This is a genomic window from Micromonospora sp. NPDC048898 (assembly GCF_043198035.1).
In the GTDB taxonomy this organism is placed as follows: domain Bacteria; phylum Actinomycetota; class Actinomycetes; order Mycobacteriales; family Micromonosporaceae; genus Micromonospora.
Window position 1 is genome coordinate 14,969 of sequence record NZ_JBICUF010000022.1, and the last position, 12,918, is coordinate 27,886.

Consider the following 12,918-nt stretch of genomic DNA (forward strand, 5'->3'; position numbering starts at 1 on the left):
CCCTTCCACGTCAGCATCCGAGCTGTTCCAACATGTCGCGCAGCTCCCGCTCGACGGCGTCGAGGGACGGCCCGGCCCCGGCGACCGGCGGCTCGATGCGCAGGACCCGGTCCAGCCGGGTCCGGTCGGCGCGGACCACGCCGACCTCCGGGACGCCCAGCCGCAACGCGGCGTCGAAGGTTTCCAGCCCGGTCGCCGTCTCGATCTGTTCCAGCCCGAGCCGGCGGCTGACGAAGCCCTGCGTCTCCTCGTCCACGCGCATGCCGCCGTCCCGCCAGAACGGCCAGGCCACCGCGATGCTGACGCCGCTGCGGGCGCCGTCGCGACGCAACCGCTCGCGCTCGCGGGCGAAGGCGGTGAGGAAGCGGCTGGCGTACGCGTAGTCGCTCTGCCCGGGGTTGCCGGCCAGCCCCGCCAGCGACGAGAACACCATGAAGAAGTCCAGGTCGTCGCCGCGGGTGGCGGCGTCCAGATGCCGCGCCCCGTCGATCTTCCCGGCCAGCACGTCGCCGGTCTCGGCCAGAGTCTTGCTGAGCAGGAGGCCGTCGCGGAGCACGCCGGCGGAGTGCACGATCCCGGTGATGCCACCCCACGCGTCCCGGGCCGCGCCGACCAGGCGGGCCACGTCGTCCGGGTCGGCCACGTCGGCCTGCTCGTAGCGGACGTCGGCGCCCAGCTGACGGATCCGGTCGCAGGCGGCGACGCGGTCCGCCTCCAGCGGCGACCGGCCGGCCAGCAGCAGGCGCACCCCGGCCGCGCGGCGGGCCAGATGCTCGGCGAAGACCAGGCCGAGCCCGCCGGCGCCCCCGGTGATGAGGTAGACGCCGCCGTCGCGGATTCGCACCGCCGGCTCGTCCGGCACCGTCGTCAGCTCGCGCAGCCGGCGCACCCAGCGGCCGTCCTCGTCCTGCCGCACCTCCGGCTCGGCGTCGGCCAGCCGCAGCTCGGCCAGACAGGCGCGCACCGGGTCCACCCCGGCGTGGACGGTGACGACCTGGTAGCGCAACCTCGGGCTCTCGTGGCCGACGGCGCGGGCGAAGCCACCGAACGCCTCGGCCGCCGGTTCCGGCGCCGCACCGGCGTACGTCTGCAACCGCAGCAGCCGCACCGGATCGGCCGGGCGCCGCCGCAGCAGCTCCTGGCTGAGCAGGAACGCGGACCGGAACCCGGCCTCGGCGCCGGACCAGGCGTGCACCACCACCCGCGGCACCCCGCCGAGCCCGTCCAGCAGGGCCGCGTAGTCGTCGGGCTCCTCGGGCCTGATCCACCAGGTGTCGCCATCGCCGGCCGGCCCGATGCCCGGCCGCACCGTGATCACGCGTACGCCCGGCAGCCCGGCAGCCAGATCCGTCAGCTCGCCGTCCTCGGCGAAGACCACGACCGGCCCGGCGATCGCCGCGGAGGCGCCGCCGGCCGGGCCCGGCTCCCAGTCCGCCGCATACCGGACGGTCTCGACCGTCGGGTCCGGCGCCGCGGGCGCGGGCGCGGCCGGCTCGGGCGCCTGCAGGTCCAGGTGGTCGAGCAGGTATCCGGTCAGGTCGTCGATGCACGGATAGTCGAAGGTGACGCTGGCGTACAGGTCCACCCCGAGCGCCTCCTCGAGCAGGTTGCCGAGCCGGACCGCGAGCACCGAATCCAGCCCGAGATCGAAGAAGCCGCGCCGGCGGTCCGGCGGGGCGTCGGCGGGAAACTCCAGCAGCCGGCCCAGTTCGGTCTGCAGGCGTCCGGCGAGCACGTCGAGGCGTTCGCTCTCCGGAGTGGCGGCCAGCAGGGCGGGCAGGTCGGTGGCGGCCGGCGGCAGGGCCGGCTCGGTGCGCTGCTCCGGCTCGTCCAGCCAGTACCGCTCCCGGGCGAACGGGTAGGTGGGCAGCGACACCCGCCGCCCGGCCGGGGCCGCGCCCTCGGCGTTCCCGGCGGTCACCCCGGGGGCCGCCAGCCCCTGGGCCGCGACCGCCGCGAACCGCTGCGCCGCCTCCGCGACGGTGGCCGCCCGGAAGGAGACCGTGCACTCCAGCATCTCCCGGCCGGTGGCCAGCGTGTAGGCGACGTCGGCCAGGTGCAGTCCGGCGCCGCGCCCGCCCAGGTGCTCGGCCATGCGGGCGGCATAGGCCCGCAGGCGCTCCGGATCGCGCGCGGAGAGGGTCAGGATCTGCGGCCGGTCGTCGCGGGCCGGGCTCGCCTGCGGCGGGGCCTCCTCCAGCACCACGTGGACGTTCACCCCGCCGGCGCCGAACGAGCTGATCCCGGCCCGCCGCGGCTGGGAGTTCCGGCGTTCCCAGGGGGCGAGGTCACGCTGCACGTGGAACGGCGTGGCCGGCAGGTCGAGCCGGGGATTCTCCCGGTCGGCGTGCAGCAGGGAGGGCACCAGCTCGCCGTGCGACAGCTGCAGGGCCACCTTGGTGATCTGGGCGATTCCGGCTGCCGCCTCGGCGTGGCCGATGTTCGCCTTCACCGACCCGATCGCGCAGTACCCGCGCTCGGCGGTGTACCGGTCGTGCGCGTCGGTCAGCCCCCGTACCTCGATCGGGTCGCCCAGCGCTGTGCCGGTTCCGTGGGCCTCCACATAGGAGAGCGTGGACGGTTCGACGCCTGAGTCCCGGGCCGCGGCGTGGATGAGCTCGGTCTGCGCGACGGGGTTCGGGACGCTGTAGCCGTACGTCCGGCCGTCGCTGTTGACCGCCGAGCCCTTGATCACCGCGTAGATGTGGTCGCCGTCGGCGACCGCCCGGTCCAGCGGCTTGAGCAGCACCGCGCCGACCGCCTCGGCCGGGACGTAGCCGGTGCCGCCGTCACCGAACGCGTGGCACCGGCCGTCGCTCGCGAGGAAGCCGGCCTCGGCCAGCATCACGTACTTGCTGGGGTGCAGCGAGAGGTTGACCCCGCCGGCGAGCGCCGCCGTGCACTCGCCGCGGCGGATGGCGGCGCAGGCGAGGTGGATCGCGTAGAGCGAGGAGGAGCAGGCGGTGTCCACCGCGACGCTGGGGCCGCCGAGGTTGAACAGGTAGGACACCCGGTTGGCGACCGAGAAGGTCTGCGAGGTGACCGGCCGCCAGGTCCCGCGCTCCAGGTCGCCGCCCGCGAACATCTGATAGTTGTTCCAGGTCACCCCGGCGAAGACGCCCACCGGGCCGCGGCGGTCGCCGGCCTGGTCGTCGCCGAGCCCGGCCCGGGTGTATCCGGCGTCCTCGAGCGTCTCCCACGCCGTCTGGAGGAAGAGCCGCTCCTGCGGGTCGAGGAAGCGGGCCTCGCGCGGGGAGATGTTGAACAGCTGCGGGTCGAACTCGTCGACGCCGTCGAGGAAGCCGCCCCACCGGGGCCAGTCGGCGCCGAAGCGTTCGCGGGCCATCTCCTCGTACCTGTCGTATCCGGGCCGCCCGGCCGGGATCTCGGTGACGCAGTCCCGGCCGGCGCGCAGGTTGTCCCAGAACTCGGCGGTGTTGGCGGCCATCGGATAGCGGCCACCGATCCCGACGATCGCGATGTCCTGAGCGCCGGCCGGTGCGGCCGGGGATGGCGCGACAGGCGCCGGGGCGGGCGCCGCGACGGCCCGCTCGGCCAGGTGCTCGGCGAGCGAACCCAGGTTCTTGTGGACGAAGAGCGTGGTCGCCGGCACCGGGCCGTACTGCTCCTCGAGGCGGCGGCGGAGCTGTTCGAGGACCAGGGAGTTGAGGCCGAGCTCCTCGAAGCCGGCCGCCGGGTCGACCTCGTCGCGCCGCCAGCGCAGCGTGTCGGCCACCGTGTCGATCAGGTGTTCCCGGACCTCGGCGACGCCGCCACCGGCGGGCCGGGAGGGCAGCGCGGACGGCGCCGCCGGCAGGGCCGCGGCGACGGCCCGGCCCGCGGGAACCAGGCGGGTCAGGTCAGTGGGACGGATCCGGCGGGGCTCGAACGGGTACGCCGGGGCCGGCACCCGCCGCGTCCCGCGCTCGGGATACAGCCGGTCCCAGTCGATGTCCGCGCCGGCCGCCCAGAGCAGCGCCACCCGGTCGGGATCGCCCGCGGCGGCGAGCACGTCCATCAGGGCCCGGTGCTCGGCGCCCTCGGCGAACAGCCGGGTCAGGCCGCGGGCGCCGGCCGCGTTGCCGGCATGCCAGCGCCCGGCCTGACCCTCCGCGAAGGCCAGCAGGGTGTCGTGCAGGTCGTCCAGATCCCCCGCCACGACCGCGAGCCGCTCGTCCATGGCCCCGCGGCCGGTCTGCAGCGTCGCGGCCAGCTCGGGCAGCCCGGCCCCGGCCGGCGCGCCGGCCGGGGCGTTCCGGTCCAGCCAGGCGATCATGCTGATGGCGTACGCCCGCAGCGCCTGCGGTGTCCGGGCGGAGAGCGTGACGATCTGCGCGCCGCCGGTCTCCTGCGCCGGGAGCGGGGCGGGCGCCTCCTCCAGCACCACGTGGGCGTTGGTGCCGCCGAAGCCGAAGGAACTGACCCCGCACCGGCGCGGCAGCTCCGCGTCGCTCTCGTCGCGCATCCGCGGCCAGTCCTCGGGTTCCCCGGTGATCCGCAGCGGGCTGCCGTCGAGCCGGATGAACGGGTTCAGCTCGGTGAAGTGGCGCAGCCCGGGAAGCCGGCCGTGCCGCATCGCCAGCACGGCGGCGACTAGGCCGGCCAGGCCGGCGGCGGCCTCGAGGTGACCGATCGCGGTCTTGACCGAGCTGATCCGGCAGTGCGCGGACGTCGGCGCGTCGTGTCCCCACTCCTGATACATCCGGGCGAACGCCTTGCGCAGGCCTTCGACCTCGATCGGGTCGCCCAGGGTCGTCCCGGTGCCGTGCGCCTCGATGTAGCCGACCGTGGCCGGGTCCAGGCCGGCCCGCTGCCAGGCGGTCGCGATGAGGTCCGCCTGGGCCTCGGGGTTCGGGGCGGTCAGCGAGGCGCTCCGGCCCCCGTGGTTGACGGCGGTGCCGCGGATCACCGCGTAGACGTGGTCGCCGTCGGCCTGCGCCCGGTCCAGCGGCTTGAGGACGACCGCGAGGACGCCTTCGCCGCGCACGTAACCGTTCGCGGCGCGGTCGAAGGTCCGGCACCGGCCGTCCGGCGACAGCATCCCGGCCTTCTCGAACGAGACGTACGGCGTCGGGCTCATCAGCAGGCTGGCCCCGCCGACGACCGCGGTGTCGCACTCGGCGTCCCGCAGGCTGCGCACCGCCCGGTGCAGCGCGACCAGGGAGGAGGAGCAGGCGGTGTCGACGGCCTCGCTGGGCCCGCGCAGGTCGAGCAGGTGGGACAGGCGGTTGGGCAGGATCGAGTGCGCCAGGCCGGTGGCGGTGTACGGCCGCGCGCCACCGCTGCTGTGGCTCAGCACCTCGAGGTAGTCCATCGATCCGTGCCCGACGAAGACGCCGGTGCGCGAGCCCGCCAGCGTGCCCGGGTCCCGGCCCGAGTCCTCGATCGCCTGCCAGGCGACCTGCAGGAAGAGCCGCTGGTGCGGGTCCATGAGCTCGGCTTCGGCCGGGGAGATGCCGAAGAAGCCGCAGTCGAAGTCGTCCACCCCGGACACGAAGGCCCCGCGCCGGCTGCCCGGGCCGGGCTCGGTCCAGTCGTCCCAGCGCCCGGCCGGCACCGATCCGACCAGCTCGTCGCCGTCGAGCAGGCGCTGCCAGAACTCGTCGACGCTCGCGGAGCCGGGCAGCACCGCGGCGATCCCGACCACGGCGATGCCGGAGTCGGCGGAGGCGGCCGAGGCGGCGGGCCGAGGTGTGGGAGCGGGCGCCGGCTCCCGCCGGACCGGGGCCGGCGGCGCCGGCGGGGCGTCCGCGTACCGTTTCTCCAGGACGGCGGCGTGGTCGGCGAGCAGATGCCGGAGGAACGCGTCCAGGCTGACGAACTCGAAGAACACCGACGGGCTCAGGTCGACGCCGAGGTCTTCGCGCAGCCGGTCGGCGAAGCGGATCAGCTTCACCGAATCGAAGCCGAGGTCGCTGAGGTCGCTGTCCGGGCTGACCCGTCCGGCCTCGACGCCGAGCACCTCGGCGACCACGGTGACCACGTCGGCGCGCAGCCTCTCGGCGACGCTGCCGATCCGCGGGCGGGACGCGCGGCGCCGCTTCGGGGCAGCGCCGGCCTCCCGCGGCGCCGCCTTCTCCGCGTCCTTCTCCGCGTCGCGGCGGATGGCCCGGACCAGCCCCGCGACCACGCGCCCGGGACCCAGCTGGTCGATGTCGGCCACGCCTCGGCTCAGCAGATAGCGCACCGAGTCCGTCCAGCGCACCGGGCTGGTCAGCTGCCGCACCAGCAGCTCCGCGATGTCGGCGCCGTACGGCTCCGCCGTGACGTTGGCGATGACCGGGAACCGCGGCGGCGACAGGTCCGCGGCGGCCAGCTCGGCGGCGAAGTCGTCGGCGATCGCGGCCATGTACCGGGAATGGAACGGCCCGCTGACCCGCAGCACGGTGTACAGCCCCGCTCCGGCGCGCTCGAACACCTCCCGGGCCCGCTCGAGGGCGTCGGCCGGACCGGCCAGCACCACCTGGGCCGGGTTGTTGTCGTTGGCGATGTCCAGCTCGCTCAGTCCGTGCTCGGCGAGCAGCTCGGCCACCCGGCTCCGGCCGAGGCCCGCGACGGCCGCCATCCCGCCGCCGGTCACGGTGGCCATCAGCGCCCCGCGCCGGCGGACCAGCCGCAGGCCGGTGGCGAAGTCGAAGGCGCCGGCCGCGTGCAGCGCGTTGTACTCGCCGAGGCTGTGCCCGGCCGCGAAGTCCGGCTCCGGACCGCCGTCCCGACGGTCGGCCAGCTGGGAAAGCGCATTGACCACAAACAGCGCCGGCTGTGTGTACTGGGTGTGCCCCAGCAATTCCTCGGGGTCTTCGGCACACAGTCGGGCGAGCGAGAAGCCGAGGATCTCGTCCGCCTCGGCCACCAGTTCCGGGAATTGCTCGAATAGCGACGCGCCCATTCCTCGGCGCTGCGAACCTTGGCCGGGGAATACGATGGCACGCACAGATCCAGCACCTCACGACGATGGAGGCGAGCGGTCGGCCCGCACACGACGAAGCCACCGGGGTGGGTGACCCGACCACGATGACCACTGGCACTAACGTGCCGACAAAGCACTGCTAAACCGTCTCTTGACGCGATGGCGCCCGGCGGTCATGGTCGTTTTTCAGATGCGCCGTGCATTGTTCGAGGAGAGATGATGACCATAGCCACGACCGTCGCCGCCGTGCATCCTGATCGGGCCGGCTTCGAGCTTGTGCCGGTGCCGGGACCGGCGACGATGAGCCAGGCTCCCACCATCGGCGCGGCCCTGCTGGACCTCGCGGACCGGCATCCGGACCGCCCGGTCAGCTACGTCGAGGAGTCCGACGGGCGCCTCGTCCGGCTCACCGCCGCCGATCTGGTCGAGCAGGCCGCCGCCGCGGCGACCACCCTGGCCGAGTACGGCGTCCGGCCGGGCGACCGGGTCGGGGTGTGCATGGACACCAGCGCCGAGGCGCACGCCGCGCTGCACGGCTGCTTCCTGCTCGGCGCCGTACCGTTCGTCTCGGAGCCGCCGCTGGCCACGATGCGCCGGCAGCGCTGGGTGGACCGGCTGCGCCTGCTGATCCGCCGGGCCACGCCCACGGTCATGGTGGTCGAGGCGCGGTTCCGCGACGCGGTTGCCGAGCCCTGCCGGGAGGCCGGCGTCGAGATCGTCGTTCCCCCCTTCGAGGGGGGATATCTCCCGGCCGGCGCGCGGGGCCGGACCGACGACATCGCGCTGCTGCAGTTCACCTCCGGCACCACCGGCGACAGCCGCGGCGTGACCCTCACCCACCGCGCGATCCTGGCCAACGTGCGGTCGATGGGCCAGCACGTCACCCGGGCCGGCGACCTCGCGGTGAGCTGGCTGCCGCTGCACCACGACATGGGCCTGATCGGGCTGCACCTGATGCCGCTGCTGCACGGCATACCCGCCGTCGCGATGCCGCCGATGGCGTTCGCCCTGCGCCCGGAGCGCTGGCTGCACGCCATGCACCGGTTCCGCGGGACGTTCACCTCGGCGCCCAACTTCGCCTACCAGATCTGCGCCACGAAGATCCCGGACAACCGGCTGGAGGGTCTCGACCTCAGCGCGTGGCGGGTGGCGGGCAACGGCGCCGAGGTGGTCAACGCAGCGACGTTGCGCCGCTGGTACGAGCGGATGGCGCCGTTCGGCTTCCGGGAGGAAGCGCTCATGCCGTGTTACGGGATGGCCGAGATCGGCCTCGGGGCCACCATGCACGAGCTGGGCCGGCCGCTGCGGGTGCTGGCCGTACGGCGGGACGCGCTCGCCGCGAGCGGGCAGGTGGTCCCGGCCGGCGCCGACGACCCCGACCGGCAGGAGCTGGTGTCGTCCGGGAACACCCTCGCCGGTGTGGAGGTCACGGTCGTGGACGACGACGGCAACCCCCTGCCGGACCGGGTGCAGGGAAACGTGCTGCTGCGCACCGACTCCATGATGGAGGGCTACTACGGGCAGCCGGACGAGACCGCCAAGGTGCTCACCGACGGCGTGCTGCGCACCGGCGACCAGGGTTTCCTCGACGCGGGCGAGCTGTTCGTCACCGGACGCGTCAAGGACATCATCATCATCGCCGGCCGCAACTACCACCCGTACGTCTTCGAGACGGTCGCGGCGACCGTCGCCGATGCCCGGCCGGGCGGGGTGGCCGCCGTCGGTGTGCCGGCCGGGGAGCTCGGCACCGAGACCCTCGTGCTGGTCGTGGAGTCACAGCAGCACAGCGACCCCGCCTCGGTGGCCCGGCTGCGCGAGGCGGTGACCGCCGCGGTCAGCGCGGAGACCGGGCTGCGGCCCGACCGGGTGGAGATCGTGCCGCGGGGCGCCCTGGCCAAGACACCGAGCGGCAAGCTCCAGCGGCGGCGGATCGCCGCCGCCCTGCGCGAGGGCACACTGGGCTGACCCCGGGTGGTCGACGCCCCGTCAGCCGGCCGGGGCGTCGTCCCCGGCGCCGTCCACCGCCGGCTTCCCGCTCAGCATCTGATCGACGTAGTCACCGAAGAGCCCGACCACGTCGTCCAGGGCCAGCTCGGCGATCGGGCTGGCACAGACGACGTAGCGGGCAGTGACCAGGCCGACCACCAGCGTGCCGACGAGGGCCGCCCGCAGGTGCGAGTCGGGGGCCGAGAGCCGGACGGCCAGCGGCAGGAGCACCTCGCCGCTGACCACCTCCCGGAACATGCGCGAGGCGTCGGCGTGCTCCATCGACGAGCGGAACACGCCGAGCAGCAGCGGCCGGATCGCCGGGTCCTCCCAGCGGACCAGGAACGCCCGCAGGAAGGCCCGGCCGAGCTTCTCCTCGCTGCCGGCCAGCACGTCCGGCAGGAACGACTCGGGACGCATGGATTCGCGGATGACCAGCGAGAAGATGCGGTCCTTGGCCCCGTAGTGATGCATGACCAGGGCCGGGTCCACCTCGGCTCGGTCGGCGATGGCCCGGATGGTGGTGCCCCGGAACCCCCGTTCGGCGAAGAGATCGACGGCGGCGAGCCGGATTCGCTCGCGCCGGTCCACCCCCGGTCCGGGCGACGCGCCCATGAGGCCCCCCTCCTATCGCTGCGGCACACCGCCGGCGACTGCCGGAACCGCCGAGGCCGGGACCAGGACCAGGACCGGCCGATAGGGACGGATGCGCTCCACGACAAGAAAGACTATCCACGCCGCCACCGCCCAGGCGGCCAGGGTCAGCAACGGTGCGCTGATGTTCAGGCCGTCGAAGTACAGAACCCGCCGCAGGAGGGTGACCGAGCTGCCCATCGGCAGGTACTGCGAGACGGCCGCGTGGAAGGCGGGCAGGAAGTGCTGCTCGACCGGCCCGCCCGAGCTGGAGACGCCCAGCGGGAGCACCACGAGTGCGGCGAGCGCGACGCCGAGGATGCCGAACACCGTCTGGCAGGCGGCGACCACGCCGACCACGGTCAGCGACAGCAGGATCGAGATGCCGAGCAGAGCGGCGAAGTTCCCCTCCAGGGCGCCGATCACCGGGCCGGCCAGGACCGCCCCGATCACCCCGGAGACCACCGCATAGGCGAAGCCGAGCAGCAGGCGGTCGCGCGCCGGTCGCCGGCCGGCCAGCAGTGCCAGGGTCGCCTGGAAGAGCAGCGCGCCGACCACCAGCGCGATGCACAGCAGCACGCCGCTGAGGCCGCGCGAGTCGTTGCCGGGCAGTGGCGCCACATCCTCGATCGGCCCGGCCCCACCGGCGGCCTGGGCGATCGCCTGGAAAGCCGTGGTGACGCCCTGCCGCGGCGCGTCGCCGGCGGCGCCGGCGACAAGCAGGGAGGGCGGCCCGCTCTGCGCCAGCACGATGGCGCCCAGGACGTCCTGACGCCGGAGCGCGTCGCGGGCCTGCTCCACCGAGGAGAACGTCTCGACCTCGAAGGCGCCGGGGACGCGCTCCTCCAGCCGCTGGGAGATCTGCGCGACCGCCGGTGGCGGGCCGACGACGCCGAGCGGCACGTCGTGCGGCACCGGATCGCGCAGGGCCGGAATCATGAGCCCGGCGAACGCGATGACCAGGAACAGTCCGATCACGACCGGAGCCAGCAGCATGCGCCGGACGGCGCCCGGTGGCTCGGGTGGCGCAGGTGTGGACGGGTCGGCCTGGCTGTGATCCGTGGTTCCGGTTGCCATGAGATTGCCCCCAAACAGACAAGCGTTACGATCGGGTCGTTGAGACTCAACAGCTGTTGAACATTCTCCGGGACCGGCAGGACCGGTGCAACCGCACCCCCGGCAGCCCTCTACGCACGGAGGTTGACATGAGCCACCCCACCGACGCCCGAGCCTCGACCTGCGTGGTGGCCGGCGGAGGACCGGCCGGCATGGTGGCCGGCCTCCTGCTCGCCCGGGCCGGCGTGCAGGTCACGGTCCTGGAGAAGCACGACGACTTCTTCCGCGACTTCCGGGGCGACACCGTGCATCCGGCCACTCTGGAGGTCATGCACGAGCTCGGGCTCCTCGATGAGCTGCTGGAGCTCCCGCACACCAAGGTCCCGCAGACCACCATCAACGTCGGCGGGCGCGGCTATCAGATGATCGACTTCCGGCACCTGCCGACCGTCTGCAAGTTCCTGGTGATCATGCCCCAGTGGGACTTCCTGAACTTCCTGGCCGAGAAGGCCCGTCGCTACCCCGGCTTCACCCTCGAGATGGGCACCCGGGCGGTCGAGGTGCTGCGTTCCGACGCCCGGGTCACCGGCGTCCGCGCCCGCAACGCCGACGGCGAGTTCGTCATCCAGAGCGACCTGGTCATCGCCGCGGACGGCCGCGACTCCACCCTGCGCGCCAGCGCCGGGCTGCGGCCCCGCGACCTCGGCTCGGCCATCGACGTGCTGTGGTGGCGGCTGCCCAAACACGACACCAGCGCGCCCACCCTCGGCTACCTGCGGCACGGCCAGATCCTGGTCACCATCGACCGCGGCGACTACTACCAGTGCGGCGCCATCGTGCCGAAGGGTGCCTTCGACCGGATCCATGCCCGCGGCCTGGCGGCCTTCCGGGCCAGCATCGCCCGGACCGCGCCGCCGCTGGCCTCCGTGGTCGGCGAGCTCACCGGCTGGGACGCGGTGAAGCTGCTCTCGGTGCAGGTCAACCGCCTGCGTACGTGGCACCGTCCGGGCCTGCTCTTCATCGGCGACGCGGCCCACGCGATGTCCCCCGCGGGCGGGGTCGGCGTGAACTACGCGATCCAGGACGCCGTGGCGGCGGCGAACGCCGTCGCGGTGCCGCTGCGCGAGGGACGCCTGCGCTCGGAACACCTGGAGGCGGTCCGCAAGCGCCGCTACCGGCCCGTCTCGCTGATGCAGGCCATCCAGGTGCGCCAGGCCCGTCAGCTGGCCCCGCTCGGCGACGAGACGGCCCGCCGCGACCCGATCCGCCTGATCGCCATCGCCAGCGTCTTCCCGCCGCTCAAACGCATCATGGGCCGGGTGGTCGGCCTGGGCTTCCGCCGCGAGCACGTGACGTCGCCGGACGTCGGCGCCCGCACCGCTTAAGCCGTCCGTTAGCCGCTCCGGACACAGTGTCTCCGGCGCACGGTCCCCACCTCACCCCGACCGACCGGCGCTGGGGAGTGCCATGCGACGGCTGCGCTCGATCCTCTACCAACTCGCCCAGGCCGGCCTGTGGCTGGCCCCGATCATCCCGGTGGAAATGCTGCTCGCGGCCCGCCGCGCCGAAGAGGAACGGCGGCGTTCAGCCGAGCCGTCCGGCCCGGTGCGGGCGCCCGCGCCGGCCCACCCCGAGCGGCTCGACCCGCGCCCGCCGACCGAGGCGGAACGCGAGCTGTGGATCAGGTCGGGCCTGGTGCCGCCCCCGCTCAACCGGCCGGCGACCGCACCAGGCCCCATTCGCCGGCGTATTCTTCAGCGAACATTCTGGCGGTAGGGCCGCGGGAGCGACGTTCGTCGATGGTCGCAAGCCGCAGCTCGTCGGTGAACGCGGTGCGGGTTCCGTGGCCAGGAGCGCTGTGCAGGAGGTTGATCAGCCAATGCGAGAACAGAACGGCTTTCCAGATCTTGGGCCGCCGATCGGCGGTGTCATTCGCTAGCGGCTGTTCATCGTCCTTTCCGTAGTACTCGGCCAGGGCCGAGGCCAGCACCTCGGCGTCGGCGATGGCGAGATTCATCCCCTTGCCGCCGGCCAGGGAGATCGTGTGGGCGGCATCGCCCAGCAGGAAGACGCGTCCGTGCTGCATGGACCTCGATGAGTGGTCCGACCGGCCGTCGCCGCTGGGAAGGTGGAGCCGGGCATCAGCACCGGGTTCGTCGACCTGGACCGGCTGCTCAACGGGTGGCAGCTCTGTATGGCCGGGCTCGTCACGTCGGGCGGCGACACCGGCCGCGACAACAGCCGCGGCCGCGCCACGACCGATCCGGAACAGTCGACCAGCCCGCATATTCGACGACGACGCCACGCGCCTGCAACGAGATCCGCGCCTCGTC

7 protein-coding genes are annotated in these 12,918 nt (G+C 73.8%); 3 read left to right on the forward strand and 4 right to left on the reverse strand.

Annotation, left to right across the window (positions count from 1 at the left end; genetic code table 11):
* Positions 1-10 precede the first annotated feature (10 nt).
* A complete protein-coding gene (gene fabD / locus ACGFIQ_RS33065) occupies positions 11-6,934 on the reverse strand; it encodes an ACP S-malonyltransferase (protein WP_393249757.1) in 6,924 nt (2,307 codons plus the stop codon).
* Positions 6,935-7,129: 195 nt separating this feature from the next.
* Here fabD and ACGFIQ_RS33070 point away from each other — a divergent pair, with 195 nt between their 5' ends.
* Positions 7,130-8,875, forward strand: a complete 1,746-nt coding sequence (locus ACGFIQ_RS33070) for an AMP-binding protein (RefSeq protein WP_393249759.1) — start codon at positions 7,130-7,132, stop codon at positions 8,873-8,875.
* Between the two features lie 21 nt (positions 8,876-8,896).
* Here ACGFIQ_RS33070 and ACGFIQ_RS33075 read toward each other — a convergent pair whose 3' ends face one another.
* Positions 8,897-9,511, reverse strand: coding sequence for a TetR family transcriptional regulator (locus tag ACGFIQ_RS33075; RefSeq protein ID WP_393249761.1), 615 nt, complete (start codon positions 9,509-9,511; stop codon positions 8,897-8,899).
* Between the two features lie 12 nt (positions 9,512-9,523).
* A complete protein-coding gene (locus ACGFIQ_RS33080; protein WP_393249763.1) occupies positions 9,524-10,606 on the reverse strand; it encodes a hypothetical protein in 1,083 nt (360 codons plus the stop codon).
* 128 nt (positions 10,607-10,734) lie between these two features.
* On the opposite strand from ACGFIQ_RS33080, the gene ACGFIQ_RS33085 reads away from it, so the two are divergent.
* Both ACGFIQ_RS33085 and ACGFIQ_RS33090 read left to right on the forward strand, forming a co-directional pair.
* Entirely contained in the window at positions 10,735-11,970 is a 1,236-nt protein-coding gene (locus tag ACGFIQ_RS33085; RefSeq protein ID WP_393249765.1) for an FAD-dependent oxidoreductase, read from the forward strand.
* 157 nt (positions 11,971-12,127) lie between these two features.
* Entirely contained in the window at positions 12,128-12,361 is a 234-nt protein-coding gene (locus ACGFIQ_RS33090) for a DUF6059 family protein (RefSeq protein ID WP_393249851.1), read from the forward strand.
* Here the strand turns inward: ACGFIQ_RS33090 and ACGFIQ_RS33095 are convergent.
* Positions 12,294-12,890, reverse strand: coding sequence for an FAD-dependent monooxygenase (locus tag ACGFIQ_RS33095; protein WP_393249767.1), 597 nt, complete (start codon positions 12,888-12,890; stop codon positions 12,294-12,296). The two genes, ACGFIQ_RS33090 and ACGFIQ_RS33095, sit on opposite strands and share 68 nt — an antisense overlap.
* Positions 12,891-12,918: the final 28 nt, after the last annotated feature.